Source organism: Vibrio sp. YQ_11, from assembly GCF_043103065.1.
Lineage (GTDB): Bacteria > Pseudomonadota > Gammaproteobacteria > Enterobacterales > Vibrionaceae > Vibrio > Vibrio parahaemolyticus.
This window is the reverse complement of sequence record NZ_JBICJM010000034.1, coordinates 1-15,414: the sequence shown is the minus strand read 5'-3', so window position 1 is coordinate 15,414 and position 15,414 is coordinate 1. Positions and strand designations below refer to the sequence as shown.

The following is a 15,414-nucleotide window of genomic DNA, read 5'->3' as shown; positions in this document are numbered from 1 at the left end:
TTGGATTAGAGAAGTGAGCATATGCGCTAAGCACTTTAACATTAGTAACTTAAAGTGAAACTTCTATGGAGTATAATGACTGGTCGATTTGTTTGATTTTTCGCCACTAATATTTAGACACTAACTTTTAGTGTCTAAATCTTAGTGGCTTATAACTGAATGAAATTAAATGTATTTGTTATGAATTATTAAGATTTTTTGCTGAGGCGACTTCTAAGAGGCTGGCGAGAGTGTAATTGTGCTACGACCGTGCTTACGACAGACATTTTTATGAGTGAGGCTGATATGAAGAACGAGGTTAAGGCTAAAAAAAAGTGATAACGAGCAAGCCGAATCAAAGGATAGTGAGGTTGCGCTAAATGATTTTTTTGACTTGCTTGATCACGCTATCTCTACCAACACTGATAAGCTAGTTGAAGTAACTTAAGCACTCAAAATAAACTGGAAGAGAGCATCGGTGACTATCAAGTTGGCCTAGACGGGAAGTATTAAGAGCACCCCCCATTCGAGTCTGCACAGCATAAAGCTGTGCTATGTAAGCGGCATGCGCCGCAGTAACGAGTGATGGACATCATGCACAATAGCTTTCTTGCAGTGTATTCTCTAATTCTTTGCCGAGAATAATCTCAAAGTCAGTAAATACAGCAATAGGGCGGCAAGCGCTGCCTTTTTCCTCGAACTGGATGAATCCTTTTGATGATAAGTCGTCGAGTGTTCGTGAGAGTTCGCGGATATGATGGCCGCTAATCTCCGCAAGCTCAGCTAGGCTTTCAGGCTTTTCTCTACTGATCAGAAGCATTAGTTCGATATTCTCATTACATAGTAGCTTTGAAGCTTCATTTAGTGACGTGAACCAAAATGTGGGGAGATGCTTGCTATGATTAATGTTGCCTGCGGCCAAATTAATCATGTGCCTACGAATGAGATCTTCCGATGTAACCCCAATGCGAGCTTTCATGAGTCTATCCTTCTCAGAACGAAGTAATAGAATCCTAGTGTATACGATGCTGTTCTGAAAGGAAAAGTAGATAGTTATATTTGCTATGCTAATGGACGCCCCTTTCATGACAGAGAGGTCAAGAGAAACAACGATATCTGAATAGTCACCGATTTTATAGACATGCTTCGGTTAGACTCGTTTACTTGGTTTTATCCAATTTAACTTATCCGAAGTGCACGATTTTGAGCACCAACTATAACCCGTCTCTGCCCCATTCCTTGTTAGTACGCCCACTCATTTACATCATATTGATGCTACTTGCACGCAGTACAACTTATCCCACAATAAGACAACCAAGCCGAGTTAGACCTAGGCTTGGTTGTTATGACATTAAGTTCTATTTCTAGGGTATAAGATGATCAAACTCATGATACCGACTATTACCGCGGCAAAAACCGAAGTAAAACGCACGAGGTCATCTGAAATCGCACTAATACTCGTTGAAGTAATACCATAAAACACTAAAACCACATAACTGGAATACATCAGTTGAATTGAGTTATAGCTAGCTTTCTTTGTAACGGCATGAATCCCCATAAATAAAGCACTGACTACAGCAACACCTACAGTTCCTACCAAATTGACTTGCAGCAAACTCATGATTAGAGGAGGAATCGCATACAGCACGCTCGCGTATGTTGTCAGCAGCCTTCTTAAACCATAATCTTTACCAATACTAGGATCAGGATCTTTAATCATTAACGCGACGATGATGGTAATAATCGTACTTTGCTCCAAGTCCAATTGTATCGTACACACCATCATGGTCATGACAATGATCGCTTTGAGAAAGGTTTGCCAATCAAGCAAATATTTCGTTGTCGAACTGACAGGTGGCATGCTTATCGCGAGTGGCTCACCTCGTGGAAATAGCAGGTAGGCCAAATAGGCGGTGAAGCCAGCGATAAAAATATTTTTTAGCAGAGCCATAGGGATTTGCTCAACGCTAATCCCTTTCTGCTGCGTAAAAACGGCAATCATTGCGGTTGAGACAATCAGCAATATAGCAAATACATCTTGCGGATTTTTCTTGGTACGCTCCATGCACCAGTAAAAAATTCCAAACAAGAACAGATAGTAAACATGTGCGTAATCAATCAATAGTTCACTCATTAGTGCCTGAAACCAAGCAGTAATGAATAAAATGCCCCCCATAACAAACACCATAATTACAGGCGGTGGTTCATGAGTGGTAGTGAGAAAAACCGCACACATCGCTGGAGCGAGTAAAGGCAAATCCGTCCCATATACATATTGCCAAAACAGCAAAAGTACAGGGAATACCGCAACTCTTATAATTGGGTTAGCGGCACTATGATACATAGCTGATATAACTCCATGCCCAGATCCACAAATCTTGTAGTCTCTCACCTAAGTAGCTTTCATCAGGATAGAAACCCACCACAGCTCGACCACCGTATCTCAGATTTAGATCGGCAGGCAACGACGTGAACTCGATATTGACGGGGAAACGCTGTGCTTTTGAACTGCTTGTTGGCGACGTCATAAGGCCATTACTGGCATCTTGGGCAAGGCTACCATTACCGCTACTTCCCCAACCGATTGAAGAAATTTTTCCTTCATAGACCTCGCCAGGGTTTGCATCAAAAACAATTTTGACTTTATCGCCAGGCTTTAAATGAGCCAGTGAATTCTCTCTCACCATGGCCGTCAGCCATAAGTTGTTGTTATTGATAAAGGTAAGAAGTGGCTGCCCAGCAGCAGCATAATCGCCAACAGCAACATCCATATTAGTGATCACACCATTAGCAGGTGCCGTCAGTTTGGTGTGATTGAGGTTTAGTAGAGCCTGCTCTTGTCGGTTTAATACCGATTGAATTTCAGGGTTATCAATTCCTCTCGGGCCAAACTCTTGTTTCGCTTTTTCTAGTGCTGAGGACGCTTGAGCCAACCCCGCTTGTGCCGTCTCTAGTTCGGCGATTATGTTATCCATTACCGCTTGACTTATCGTTCCTTTATTGGCGAGAACGCGATTACGCTCCACATTCTTCTTGGCATTATTGACCTTAACACGAGCTGCGACTTCATTTGCTTGAGCGACACTGATTGCTGCTGAATCCGCTTCATAAGACTGAGCTGCTTGTTGCAAATCAAATTTGGCGGCCTTAACGGCTAATTCAAAAGGACGCGGATCGATCGTGACGAGTTCATCTCCTGCCTTGACAATACTATTGTTAGTAATAAGTACTTGTGAAATAGGGCCAGAGACTTCTGGGCTAATGCGGATCAATTGGCCATTTACTCTAGCTTGATCTGTCATTGGCGTCATTCTGTCCGCCCATAAGGTATAAAGCCAAAGAGCAGCAACTAAGGCAAAAATGTAGTAAGTGAAAGAGCGAGCTTGGCTAATTTTTTTATCGCTTTGTTCAGCACTGGTTTGGACATTGTTATCTGACATTTTCTATTCCTACTGTCGTTTACTGAGGTTGTTCCAGTAAATTTATCTTTTTATAAATGATACTTTTCTTAGTTCGTACTTCGACGGCAATGGTAATGATGAATGCAAATAGGCCAACCAGTGCAACAGCGCTTGAAGAAGAGACCATCACTTCGCCAGCGTATTTTGTCCAGATCACAGCTATAGCCACAAACCAGCCAAATAGCGCTGCTGCATGGGTGACTGCAATAGGAACAAGGTGAGACCAAAAACCACTCTGAAGTTGACTAATGTGTTGTGGGTGGGATTTATTGAGCTGATGAATAAATAGCTTGGATGTGATCAACGACAAAATGATCCCTAAACCAAAAGTTAGAGATACCGCTTGTCCCCACACAGTCACTTCAGAATTCGTGATCACGTTAAGCGACATCGGTACGCTATCCATTCCTTTGAAATGGTGGCTCGCAATATAACCATTGATAACGCCGTTAATCACGCCACCAATCAATGAATCTTTCACTTTGATATCCACGTCTAGCACCTTCACTGTTGTACAATAAACTCTTGCTGATTATAACGAGAATGTTCGAATAAATGCATATCAAACATGACCATTTTTGTTACTGTTGTGGCTAGAGCATACTTGTGCGCCATGATAACTGTGGAAAGGAGTCAATCATGAAGCTCGATAAAGCGTTGTCAAATATTAGCGAGAAGAATAACTTCATCTACTTAACGTTAGCTTTAATCATGCTGTTAATTGCCGCTGCCCTCGTTCAACTACTACAAGACAATGTGATCGAATACGTCATACAGGGGATTATGGTAGTGATTTTTATTGTTTGCTTTGTAAGTTTGCGCTTTGATCGAAAGTGGACGCATTTTTTAAGAGGTTTAGCCGTGGTTTGGATAGCTGCTATTGCCGCGAAACACCTCTTTCATATCAAAGAGATGAGCATATTGATGCTTTCTCTGACTTTTGTCTTTTTCTATGGCACTTTCCAATCTTTAGTAAGAAAAATCTTGTTTTCAGGCCAAATAGACACTAACAAACTTATTGGTTCTGTAGCCCTATTCTTATTGCTTGGCTTAATGTGGGCGGTGGCTTACCTTTTGTTACTTGAGGTAGACCCCTTTGCATTTCGCGGGTTAGAAGCGATTCCATGGGAAGATAATTTTTCTAATAGCGCTTATTTTAGCTTCGTGACCTTAACCACTCTCGGTTATGGGGATATCAGTCCAGTGACTACAATTGCGAAAACGTTAGTCTATTTAGAGTCGGTTGTTGGTGTTTTTTATATGGCAGTAGTGGTGTCTAGTTTAGTCAGTTCGAATTTAGGTAGAAACACGGCTAGATAAAAGACATCCCTTAAGTGGTAAAGTTATTGCTAATGACAATTTCCATATTTACATTGATTCATAGCGGTGGTAAGAGACTGTTCGGAACCTTACTTTCTGATCAGTGTTGTCGTTTGAGTTTTGGATTAGTAAACGTTATGTCAAAAAGCAATATGGTTTTTTAGCTCTAAATGACTTCTGTCCAGAAGTGAGCTGTGTGGACGAGTACAGGCGCATGACCAACTTATATAATCAAAACTGTCGGATCGTGTATGACTCAATACAGCTAATGTCAGCAAGTTCCTCTAAATTATTCGTATTCTCTTAACCGATATGAATCAAGAGTTTGAAATTTTCCTTGGGAGGGTGGTCTTGCTATGTACACCAGTGCTTAGGTTAGTCCATATCCACTATTACTTAGAACTAAGATTGATTACTTTTGGTTGAACAAAGCATTACATTGAAAACGATTTTCTACGATTTCATCTGCTACATCTTTTAAATACTCAAACCATTCGTCATTGACGATGTTAGTCACTAATACATACTCTGTATCAGCAATGCAGAGTAATTGGTTTACTAACTTAGTAAAAAAACCTTTCCCTTGCAGACCAGGGTGTAAATCTAATCTCTCAATCTGAGCCACTTTCTGCACGGAAAAATCCATTAACAACTGGCACCACACTTCAGAGTCAGCATTGTTTTTGCATATAACTAATACCTCTCCGTTAGGTAGAACTAATTCCTTAGTAGGTATGTTTTTTTCGTTAGCATATTTAATAATGTGAGTTTTAGTTTTATCAAATTGCGTTAGGTAAGTTATGTCACTACGATAAGCAAGATGAATAACTTCCTCTCCGTTGCTGTCATGAATTAGTAAGCCGAACTCCCCATTTTTTCCTTTTTCTAATGAGGAAATATATTCTTTTGTTGCAAGCTCAATTAACTGCTCAACTAGATTCTGCCCTGGAACGTTTGGAACTAGAAGTGCTGTAGATGCTTGAAGCTCATGAATAGGGGAATCTAATTTAAATGTGAATGCCATAGGTTTTTCCAAAAAAGTTTAATGATGTTTATCCTTACAAGGTCTAAGCCGCTTTTGACATATAGCTTGTACTCTACTCGGATGCTTGTAAGGAGAGTCTTTGAAGCATTTTCAATGCATTGTCGAAAATAGGGCTAGAGATATGTTCTGGAAAGTCATTTGGCAATCTCGTATTTAAACGGTCTATAGCTTCTGGAAGCTCGTTGTTCATATATGCAGTGAGCGTTTCCATTACCAGTGAGCTTTTTTGCTATACGGTTTTGTCTCGTTTATCAAACAGAGTGTTGGCAAGAGCCACTTAGCGAGTGATTTGACTAACGACGTCACCGAACAAGACTGGTCTAAATTGAGTCTGATCTACTGATACATTGATATAGCGGGGATCTGGTTTGCCTGCATCATCTAGAATGATACTGTCATGTAAATGCCCGTGAACATTGATCTTTCCATGTAATTCCTGAGGATGTATAGGGCAGTGTGTAAACCAGGTATTTCGTTTAGATAGCATCGAGTGAATCTCATCGAAGCCATCAGCGAGTGCGAGCATCTTGCCGTTGACCTTCATGTTTGTACAATGATTGCCAAGTACGAGCACCTTCTTCGTACATTGAATACTTGCAACCCTCTCTAGCCAAAATGGAGTCGTTGCAATATCTCCAAGTAGGATTAACGTGTCACGAGGTTGTACAAATGATGCAAGGTTATCAAATAGAATATTATGGTGCTCTTCAGGAGAATCGAATCCTGAACGATATTTCAATATATTATCATGTCCGAGGTGCAAGTCTGCGGAGAGTACAAATCTACTCATAAGAATATTCTCAATAACGATATTTTGAATAATATACACTTGAACTGTAGTATTGTTCAAATAAATATTTTTCTTTACCTTGAATGTAATATATAGAAAATAATAAACACAAAGTGTTACTTTTTATTTATTAAAATAATGCACTGTATGTCTGCCTAAGTTTTTTAGATCAAAATTGCTTGGCACATTTTTTTGCCAAGATTGGCAACGAGACTGCCAGTAGTGGCAGAGTAAGTGTCAGGATTGGCAGTGAATGTGCCAAGTGTGGCAGAAGAAATTTAGCAGAAAAAACGATGTTCTACCTTTTATTAAGTGATTTTAAATAATGTATCCTTATATTAGAATTATAACTTTATAATAATTATAACAGTTATAATAGTTATAACATGAAAAAGTCAATAAGTAAAAACTATTTTATTACCATAATTATCTTAGTTCAATTTAATAATTGAATTATTCGTAATTATATTTATGATTTTTATTTGATTTAATAATTAAAAATGTAAAATAAATTAGATTATTTTTTGCACAGTTACTTTGCTGTTTAGGAGAGCAATTGATGTTTTTTAATGATCTGGTGTATGCGTTGTCTGCTAAGCCCAAGCGTTCTGGCGATATCACTTAGGTTAGTTTTGTTATTCGTGGCTAGTTGTTGTGTTAACAGGTCTTTGATCTGCTGGTGTTGTTTTAGATTCGCTCCATATCCAACGCTCGGGCCACGTCTAGTTTCAATGCTATTGATTCGTTCTACACACTCAAAGCGATGCAAGATCCCAATCAATGTGGTCCAAGTATTCAACTCATTGAAAAGCGTCAGGCACTCTTTTTCGTTCCAAGCATTTGGCTCCGTAGGATCTAAACATCTCACAATCGCGATACACCACGAGGGCCAGTTTCTAAAATCATCTGGTTTGATTTGTTTTATTTTTTTATAGCTAGCTGGATAAGTCACTTTGCATGTCTGAACAATGTTCTTTGATAGTGTGATCCAGTCCCCTGACATAGCGCTATCTTTACAGTGACGTAGAAATACTCGTGGATGCGGCGCATAGCCGCTGAACAGATCATACAGTTGTCGTCCTAACTTTTTCTGTTTGTTAGGCTGTGCAAGATACTTTTCGTAAGCAGTGCTGTTATGGTCGGGCAGGTGTTTCAATGCAGTGATAACTGCGTATTTTTGCTGTTTATAAAGTTTAGTGGACTTAATGGGATGGTGTTTTTCGCAGTAGTAGTGAGATCGGCTGCGTAGACGCCAGCATAGTGCGCAGTAAGGTAGAACACTGTTCCAACGAACCTCTTCCTCTTGATGTTGTGGAGTGAGTGAACGCAGATCCTTTAACCCCCAGAGCACTTGATCTAAAGAATCAGTGTGTTGCTGGCTATCAAGCCCGAACCCCCGCAAATCTAGCACCGTTTCAATAAGTTTAATTGTTTTATTTAATCCGCCATAAATTTCTACGATATCTGCAAGCTTGATAGCGTTGGAGCTACGGTGCTTTTGGAGTACAGAACCATGTTGACTGAGTAACGTGTTAAACCATGGTTCGAGAACAATGTTCCGAAAGGCATCGACAGCGTATAAATACCCAGAACGACGTCGCTGAGCAATTTTACAACCTTGAGATTCGGCCTGGTTTTTTTAAGTCATTAATTGCTGTTTCTAGCTGTACTCTCAATGCATTGCGTTTTTGATCTAAGCTCATTAGCTATCATGTCAATATGGTTTGTTGCTTATTCTATATTATGAGTCAGGTGATGAGAATCTAAGATGCGACTAAATAATAGAGAAATAAAGGTAATAAAATGTTTGTAAGACAAGAGCAGTTAGCGAAAGAAATCGGGGGTAAGCGTAAGTACTTTGTGGCGTTGGCGTCGGGATGGAAAAATGCCACCCGTTGTTACGCTTAGTTCTAGGGTAGTGGGCTGGCAGAGAAAAGACATTGAGCGATGGCTAGAAGAACAAAAATAGATACAACTTGTTACTGCGAGAACAGTGTTCTCGCTTAACCTTCGTAAATATAAAGTAAGTCATTGTTTGCATGATTAATAACACGAATAAAAAATGCTCTTGCAGGAACCTTGTTCCTGCTTTTGTCTATCTCAGGGAGCTAATTTCTTCTTAAATCTTCATCAGTTGAACGGAGAACGATGTTCTCCGAATGACGAAAGACAGAGTTAGGTGTTATCCGACTCGTGTTTGGGTATCTCAGGCAAAGGCTGATAGCTTTCAAACGCTACTACGAGAACACGGTTCTTGCTCACATCATCAAAAACTAAAGTTTGGTCATTTAATTAATAAATAAAAAATGCTCTTGCTAGAACTATGTATTAGGTCTGGTAATTGTGCTTAAATGCATTTAGATGCTTATTGGGAGGAATTATGGCTCGGAAGAATGATGGAATTATTTGGCATTTGATGGATGCGCCGTGGTGGGTGAGTATCTTGTTCTCAGCAGGCATTTATGTTGGTTTATCTTTCCTACTGCCAGGCTTAGCGGCTCGCAGTGATAACTTCATCTTCAATGCCATTGGGCCGAATCTTCCGCAAATGGCACCGTATTTTTCTTTTTTGTTTTTAATTCCTGCTCCCATTGCATTCTTTAAGCAGTATCAGAGAAAGCATAATTATCTTGCGACGACGTCTCAAATCAGAGCAAACAAAAACACGACTCCGCTTAATTCCCTCAGCTGGATTGAATTTGAAAGCTACATTGGCGAGTACTTTAAGCAGCAAGGCTACGACGTTAAACAATCTTTCTCAAAGCAGGCTGATGGTGGGGTAGATATTTGGTTAACTAAAGACGGTGAGTTGAGTCTTGTACAATGTAAGCACTGGAAAGCTAGAAAAGTCGGAGTTCAAGTCTTAAGAGAAATGTATGGTGTGATGATCGACAATCGTGCTAGCAAAATGATCATCGTAACATCGGGAGATTTTACTTCTGAAGCTATCGCTTTTGCTCAAGAGAAGCGCCTGTGGTTGGTTAATGGTAGCGAGCTAGTCCACATGATTGAAGATGGACGCAGCTTTATGAATAAGCCAGTCATTGGTGAGCCTACACCCGAGCATCATTCCAAGGTTTGCCCAAACTGCCAGTCTAGCCTTGTGATTCGTGTTGCTAGAAAAGGCCGTAATGCGGGTAAAAGTTTCTATGGTTGCTCTGCGTATCCTAAGTGTCGCTACACTTGCGACTGTTGAATGTGAGTGAGGATTCAAGCAGTCTAACCGTATAGAAGGGGGTTCTCAGAACATAAAAGTTAACCTTTTGAGCATAATTTCCAACTGAAAATGCTATTGCGAGAACATTGTTCTCGCTCAAATCATCAAAAACTAAAGTCTGCTCATTTCATTGATAGATAAAAAGCCCTCTCAGTGCAGAACTCTCTGGTGAAAAATGTGTTACCTATTATCTTTCATAAGTGGGTTTGTCAGAACCAATGGGGTAATGAACGTAAGCTCTGAAACACTTTTGCCCCTTTATGAGTTTGCGCAATAAATCGCTGTTCAATCTAGCCAGAATGTCACCTTACATTTGCTTATGTCGCATCACGGAGCAGTAGTGCTCATTTTCTCCCAAACATAAGCAGAAGCGGCTTTCTTTACGAGCCGTTTGTGTCCGCATATTAATGCAATATCACCGAGAGATATCGAACTAGAAACTGTACAAATTATTCCCTCCCGAAAGAACGTGCTCGACCCGATCTTTCATTAGTTGGTAATTTTCTTCTACCGAACGGCCATGCTTTTCTGATGTATCGACCTCTACAATTGGAATATCAAACCATTCAAAAACTTTGTGATATGCTGATTCAACACTATTATTTTGCGTAACCGCATCGCCGTACCACTGAACTGTACCACCTCTGGTCTCTATTCTGTTGTTTATTGTTTCAATATCGGCTTTAACAAAAATGATCACTTCTGGAAGAAGTATTTTTTTATTAATTCTAAGTGTGTCAAAAATTTTTTTGACAATATCTTCTCCAAGCATAATTGTTTGGTAAGCCAAAGTTGAAAATATATATCTGTCTAATATGATATCTTTATCGTTTAATACTTTAGAAACCTCGTTACTCTTCAATAAATTATTTAACAAAAAAAATAGAAATGCACTCTCTTTTGACTCATAGGAGTCAATGACCTTTCTTAGATCATGAGCTTCAGGGACTACCGCATTATGAACGATAGTATTCATTTCTTTCGCATATAGAGAGCTTAATGTTGTTTTTCCACATGCATCTAACCCTTCAAAAACGATAAATTTATTCATCTGTTCCTCATCTAGTATTTTGTGATTATTTATAGCTCCTATAATAAGGAACCTAGATTTATTTTTTGTTAGTAGATTTATGAGATTTCTACAATATCTATATTGGTTTCTTTATATCTTGAAGCAAACGTAATTGGATTAAACTCTATTTGAGAAAGAGCTTTTTCCACACCGCATGAATTAATGCATTCGCTATATTTATACCCAGGTTTATTGGCAGTATTTTGGTAAAAGCAACCCTCTGGACTAATCATTAAGTATGATTCTGTCATAGTAGAATTAGACTCAGAATACATAGGTAACCCTAATCCACTATGTCTTTGAACAAAATTATCGAACTGTTCTTTGGAAATTAGTATTTCATTATCACCATAAGGCATGACCTGTAATACTTTCCATTTGTATGGTTTTAGACTAGAAATTAAATTAGAGAAATCCTCTTCCCAATTAAGACTATTAATTACAGTATTAATCTTTGTTTTGATTCCTGTTTGTGACTGTGTAAGGTTCGCTAGAGCATGTGTTAAATCATTAACACCAAAAGAGTTCCCTTTTCGATCGTTTCTTCCTATTTTCATACGTGTACTTAAGTACTGACTGTCAAAGCTGATTCCAATCATGTCTAAAGTATCTTTCGGCAACGGTGATTTTCCATGAATTAGGTAATGTCCATTAGTTATGATTGAGGTTTTAAATCCTTTTTGTTTTGCAAGAACCAAAGCGGTAACGAACGTATTTCCTAACATCATTGGTTCCCCTCCTGCAAAGTTAAGACGAACACTTTCGTACCCCAGCTTTTCTTTTAAGACTGGAGTGCCTTTGATGAAGTAGTCTGCTAGCTTATCCAATAAGTTAGCGATTGCCTGTTCTGAACGATGGAGTTCTTTGGGGCGGCCCCATTTTGCAAAACAGTATTTACAACTGTAATTGCAGACCTCTGTCATGTGCCAATTGATTACGAGTTCTTTTGTTTTTCTAGATTGTGTTGTTGTCATGCTTTTTATACTCAGGTATTCAGATGGCTTCAGTATGATAAAATCGGCTCTGTAGAAAAATGAAAAGCAACATCCCCCCCCATCAAATTTCTTTTTCTAGCGGAAAACGAAACAATAAAAGGACATTCAGTGGCTACTTTTCCAACCTTCGAATCGGTACTTCTTCAAATTGCTAAAGCGCTTGGCGCTAATAGTCAGATGACTTCAAAATCGAAAAGCACGTTTAAATATGTCGAGATGACGATGGATAATTTATCTAATACTTGGGAAAGTATTTTGGGTGATATAGCGGATGCTTTAGGGCTTGATGAAAGAGCGAAAGAAGACCTGATCTCCAATGTTGCAGATGATTACTTGATGCATAAGAACATCGAACTCAATGTTTATTCTTCAAAGGCGTCACAAAGAAAAATCGTTTGGCATTATTTAGCCAGGGTTATCATACCAGCTCTAGCGAGACATACGGTATTTTGGCAAATTGAATCAAAAATGGATGAGGGTATGCCTGGCGGACGGTTTTGGTATCTTCCTGCCGTAGACTCTACGATTGAACCTACGCAGCTTCTTCTCCCTGTACCGCAAGTCTTGAATTGGCTTATCGACTTAATCCAAAACACCAAAACATCTATTGCTAATAATTTAGACAACGATCTAGATAGTGATGATCAATACGAGAAAGTATTAAGGAATCTTTACAACTGGCAAAAAGGCACGAGCACCCCTGAAATATCAAGTATCGAGAAAACGTTTTCGGACAAAGTGAATATACAGTTTTGTGGCTGCTTTGAGCCTGATGAAAAGTCTTCGCAATTTGAACAGGCTCTGGAGTTTATTGAAAAAAAAGGTTTGTCTTATGATGACTTACAGCATGAAATAGCTATTGATTGTGAAGACTTAAAGCTAATATTAAGGAGTGAATGCTCAGCAGCGGAGCAGCAAGATTTTGTACAGAAACTAAAAGTACGATATCAGGCACCAAGCTCTAAAGTGATACGTATGAGGTTGCTGATAGCCAGAGCTATTCAAGAGGGATATGAGCAATTAGTTAAGTATTTAACACCTGAAGTTGATAAGCTATGTTTTGACTTAAATGAAAATAAAACACTTCAGTTAGTTGAACTTTACGACTATGTATATAACCTGACTTTTGAGGCTCATATTCAAAAGGGAAATTTAGGACACCATGAGGAAAATAAGTTTTTTGAAGAACAACTTCCTTCTTTTTTAAGGTACGATTTATTGCGAATTTTTACCTCAGCCAATAACCACAGTATTCCATGGAGCACTACAGATAGAATTAATGATATTTTTAGCCGTTCTGGAGAAGAGGATATATTAGATAATATATTTCCTACGTCTGAATATGAATTTAAAAAAATAAATAAACTTATAAAAGAAGAAGGCGATTATTCAAATAATTACCTTATGCGTAGAGATGTTTTGATAGATAAGCTAAAACAAAATAAAGCTCCATTTAAACAATTGCAGGATATTGATGATTTTGAGGTGGTATATGGAGCTAGAATTATTCAGGTGAATCAATATTCAAATCCTAATATAGTTGACATGATTGTTGAAAGGTTAAAATTTCTAGAAGCCACACCTACTGAGTCGATGAAGCGAATATTATTTGAACTAGAAGCTCATCTACTCCTTAAGAAGTTTGATTCAAAAACCGAAGAAAAGGTATCTGCTTTACTCGATGAGGCGAAAAACTGTGATGATTTTGAATTTTCAAAAGCAAATATACTACGTTATGAAGCACTTCATTATATTGCGCAGAACAAGCTTAAAGAAGCAGAAAAAAATCTAAATTTGGCTATCGATGAATGTAAGAAATACAGCTTTGGAAAGTTTAGAGGATTGTTAGCTAGAGATGCATTCGCATTGGCTATAGCAAACCAAAAACTCATTCCTAATAATCACGAAAAGTACTTTAGAGACATGTACTACTGGGGGGGGCTGAAAGGAGAATCTAATATTTATGACGTTTCGCGTGGGTTACATGAGTATTTTTGGGAAAAGTTATATCAATGCTATCCTAACTATCAACCGCTTTTTGCTTCTTGTTCTAGCGATATGGAAAAGTTTAGTCGTGATTTCGTAGAGTGTATAAAAAATGGACGTTCTATTGAGCTAGTACTAAAAAAACACAAAGCTTTAAAAAAGAAACAACTGAAATATCCACAAGCAGATAGCATCATTTTTCTAATGATGAAGATGAGCTATGAAATGCGTACTAAATTAAATTCTTATAAACAAATCGATATTGCTAACGAAATTAGTAATGTATTTAGTGCAATGGTTACAGGCATCAGGAAAATCATCGAATTATGGCCAGAAATCGTTAATATAACTGACTTTAAACTCCAGACACCTTTGATGTTAGCTGCAAACAACAGAGATCATCAAACGGTAGAAGCATTACTAAAAGCAAACGCAGATCCGAATCTTCAAGATTTCACGGGTAGAACAGCCCTTCATGCAGCAGCAGCTAGTCGATGCTTAAAATCAGCTTATCTAATACTAGAGCATGGTTGTGATGCAACGTTAATTAACGAAGAAGGTGCAACAGCGTTACATACGGCTACTCGCATGGGCGATCTGCCTATAATTGAACTATTAATTGAAAAGAGACCTGAGCTACTAAAGATTGAAGATTCAAAAGGAATAATACCTGAGCAATTGGCCAGAGAAATTGCCAATAATCCGCTAGCTTACGACGTTCTGAAGAACTTTCTCTTGTCTGAAGGCCGTAGTATTGCCAGACACGAGACTTATAAGAAAATCTTAGAGGTTTTTTAACGGTAGATTTAGTTATAAGTTTCGATTTGAGTTGAAATTTATTTCAGGGTACAAGTATTTCTAAGGATGGTTTGCATGTTATGCTGAAAAAGTGCATAACATGAATCTAACACAACTGGTTGAAGATGGAAGTTTTTGTCCATTTTCTTGAATCTCTGTAACAGTGATAAGCAGAGCCTGATTATGCTTTTGGATACTAAAAGTTATTAATAGGGTGAAAGTTAGTCCGTCGATGTCAAATTAAAAATGTCCAAAAGTGAGTTGTGTTGGTTTTTGGGAGTGCCAGCATCTACCTAATCGTGATTTGTCACAATTAAGTGCGTGTTTCTGCCAACCCTCTTCAAATCTCGAATCGCAGCTTCTTTTTTCGCAATCCGCAGGGGGCGATCTGAAGTTATGGTATTGTTGATAATGTCAATATAATCACGTTTTGTATGTGTGAACTCGATAACTCCGTAGTGGGTTCTAAACTCCCCTTTACGCCCTGTTGTCATGATAGTGATTCGATCAAGCATCACTTGGGAAATGACGCTGTATTCTGAGAGTGCTGATTCTAGAGAGATGTAATTGTACTCTCCCCGTCGCAAGCATTTAGCAATGTATTCAATAGTATAACCACCCCTATGACGGCTGTATGAGAATATATAAACACCATTACACGCCCGCTCTAGTACTCCTGCTTTTACTAAACGTAGCAAGCTTTGCTGGAATGCTGTAAGTGAATCATCAAAAAATAATCTCCTGAGATCAC

At 38.6% G+C, this 15,414-nt stretch carries 14 protein-coding genes; 4 read left to right on the top strand and 10 right to left on the bottom strand.

Annotation, left to right across the window (positions count from 1 at the left end):
- Window positions 1-571: 571 nt before the first annotated feature.
- The 4 genes from ACF8EG_RS13030 to ACF8EG_RS13015 form a co-directional block, all read right to left on the bottom strand.
- Complete coding sequence (locus ACF8EG_RS13030) at window positions 572-958, bottom strand: transcriptional regulator (RefSeq protein WP_077458083.1); 387 nt, start codon at window positions 956-958, stop codon at window positions 572-574.
- Between the two features lie 372 nt (window positions 959-1,330).
- The gene (locus tag ACF8EG_RS13025) at window positions 1,331-2,323 is read right to left on the bottom strand and encodes a DUF2955 domain-containing protein (RefSeq protein WP_140320263.1); all 993 of its coding nucleotides are present in this window, start codon (window positions 2,321-2,323) and stop codon (window positions 1,331-1,333) included.
- Window positions 2,313-3,419: an HlyD family secretion protein gene (locus tag ACF8EG_RS13020; protein ID WP_086597685.1), complete on the bottom strand. Its 1,107-nt coding sequence runs from the start codon at window positions 3,417-3,419 to the stop codon at window positions 2,313-2,315. The genes ACF8EG_RS13025 and ACF8EG_RS13020 overlap by 11 nt, the downstream gene beginning before the upstream one ends.
- Window positions 3,420-3,438: 19 nt before the next feature.
- On the bottom strand, window positions 3,439-3,933 hold the full coding sequence (locus ACF8EG_RS13015; RefSeq protein ID WP_017041459.1) for a hypothetical protein: 495 nt from the start codon (window positions 3,931-3,933) through the stop codon (window positions 3,439-3,441).
- Between the two features lie 146 nt (window positions 3,934-4,079).
- Between ACF8EG_RS13015 and ACF8EG_RS13010 the strand changes: the two genes are divergently transcribed.
- Entirely contained in the window at window positions 4,080-4,760 is a 681-nt protein-coding gene (locus ACF8EG_RS13010) for a potassium channel family protein (RefSeq protein WP_161608934.1), read from the top strand.
- Between the two features lie 412 nt (window positions 4,761-5,172).
- On the opposite strand, the gene ACF8EG_RS13005 is transcribed toward ACF8EG_RS13010, so the two are convergent.
- The 3 genes from ACF8EG_RS13005 to ACF8EG_RS12995 all read right to left on the bottom strand — a co-directional run bounded on the left by ACF8EG_RS13005 (window position 5,173) and on the right by ACF8EG_RS12995 (window position 7,997).
- Complete coding sequence (locus tag ACF8EG_RS13005) at window positions 5,173-5,784, bottom strand: hypothetical protein (protein WP_029839331.1); 612 nt, start codon at window positions 5,782-5,784, stop codon at window positions 5,173-5,175.
- A gap of 298 nt (window positions 5,785-6,082) precedes the next feature.
- The gene (locus tag ACF8EG_RS13000; protein WP_049878306.1) at window positions 6,083-6,595 is read right to left on the bottom strand and encodes a hypothetical protein; all 513 of its coding nucleotides are present in this window, start codon (window positions 6,593-6,595) and stop codon (window positions 6,083-6,085) included.
- A gap of 544 nt (window positions 6,596-7,139) precedes the next feature.
- On the bottom strand, window positions 7,140-7,997 hold the full coding sequence (locus ACF8EG_RS12995) for a MarR family transcriptional regulator (RefSeq protein ID WP_242536731.1): 858 nt from the start codon (window positions 7,995-7,997) through the stop codon (window positions 7,140-7,142).
- Window positions 7,998-8,480: 483 nt separating this feature from the next.
- Here ACF8EG_RS12995 and ACF8EG_RS12990 point away from each other — a divergent pair, with 483 nt between their 5' ends.
- The gene (locus tag ACF8EG_RS12990) at window positions 8,481-8,564 is read left to right on the top strand and encodes an AlpA family phage regulatory protein (protein WP_239524785.1); all 84 of its coding nucleotides are present in this window, start codon (window positions 8,481-8,483) and stop codon (window positions 8,562-8,564) included.
- A gap of 411 nt (window positions 8,565-8,975) precedes the next feature.
- Window positions 8,976-9,791: a restriction endonuclease gene (locus tag ACF8EG_RS12985; protein WP_140320324.1), complete on the top strand. Its 816-nt coding sequence runs from the start codon at window positions 8,976-8,978 to the stop codon at window positions 9,789-9,791.
- A 454-nt stretch (window positions 9,792-10,245) separates the two neighbouring features.
- Here ACF8EG_RS12985 and ACF8EG_RS12980 read toward each other — a convergent pair whose 3' ends face one another.
- Window positions 10,246-10,863: a deoxynucleoside kinase gene (locus ACF8EG_RS12980; RefSeq protein ID WP_193283957.1), complete on the bottom strand. Its 618-nt coding sequence runs from the start codon at window positions 10,861-10,863 to the stop codon at window positions 10,246-10,248.
- Window positions 10,864-10,940: 77 nt separating this feature from the next.
- Window positions 10,941-11,858 (bottom strand): viperin family antiviral radical SAM protein, encoded by a 918-nt coding sequence (locus tag ACF8EG_RS12975; RefSeq protein WP_054395014.1) that lies wholly within the window; start codon window positions 11,856-11,858, stop codon window positions 10,941-10,943.
- 129 nt (window positions 11,859-11,987) lie between these two features.
- Here ACF8EG_RS12975 and ACF8EG_RS12970 point away from each other — a divergent pair, with 129 nt between their 5' ends.
- Window positions 11,988-14,663 carry an ankyrin repeat domain-containing protein gene (locus tag ACF8EG_RS12970; protein ID WP_083148243.1) on the top strand — a complete coding sequence of 892 codons (2,676 nt, stop codon included), beginning with the start codon at window positions 11,988-11,990 and terminating at the stop codon, window positions 14,661-14,663.
- Window positions 14,664-14,956: 293 nt separating this feature from the next.
- Here ACF8EG_RS12970 and abiEi read toward each other — a convergent pair.
- Window positions 14,957-15,414: type IV toxin-antitoxin system AbiEi family antitoxin (gene abiEi, locus ACF8EG_RS12965; protein ID WP_392419483.1), on the bottom strand; the 458-nt coding region annotated here is incomplete at its 5' end.

Bases quoted from the DNA above. Each gene is read 5' to 3' on its own strand.
- ACF8EG_RS13030 (WP_077458083.1), bottom strand. From the start codon at position 958: ATGAAAGCTCGCATTGGGGTTACATCGGAAGATCTCATTCGTAGGCAC.
- ACF8EG_RS13025 (WP_140320263.1), bottom strand. From the start codon at position 2,323: ATGTATCATAGTGCCGCTAACCCAATTATAAGAGTTGCGGTATTCCCT.
- ACF8EG_RS13020 (WP_086597685.1), bottom strand. From the start codon at position 3,419: ATGTCAGATAACAATGTCCAAACCAGTGCTGAACAAAGCGATAAAAAA.
- ACF8EG_RS13010 (WP_161608934.1), top strand. From the start codon at position 4,080: ATGAAGCTCGATAAAGCGTTGTCAAATATTAGCGAGAAGAATAACTTC.
- ACF8EG_RS13005 (WP_029839331.1), bottom strand. From the start codon at position 5,784: ATGGCATTCACATTTAAATTAGATTCCCCTATTCATGAGCTTCAAGCA.
- ACF8EG_RS13000 (WP_049878306.1), bottom strand. From the start codon at position 6,595: ATGAGTAGATTTGTACTCTCCGCAGACTTGCACCTCGGACATGATAAT.
- ACF8EG_RS12990 (WP_239524785.1), top strand. From the start codon at position 8,481: ATGCCACCCGTTGTTACGCTTAGTTCTAGGGTAGTGGGCTGGCAGAGA.
- ACF8EG_RS12985 (WP_140320324.1), top strand. From the start codon at position 8,976: ATGGCTCGGAAGAATGATGGAATTATTTGGCATTTGATGGATGCGCCG.
- ACF8EG_RS12980 (WP_193283957.1), bottom strand. From the start codon at position 10,863: ATGAATAAATTTATCGTTTTTGAAGGGTTAGATGCATGTGGAAAAACA.
- ACF8EG_RS12975 (WP_054395014.1), bottom strand. From the start codon at position 11,858: ATGACAACAACACAATCTAGAAAAACAAAAGAACTCGTAATCAATTGG.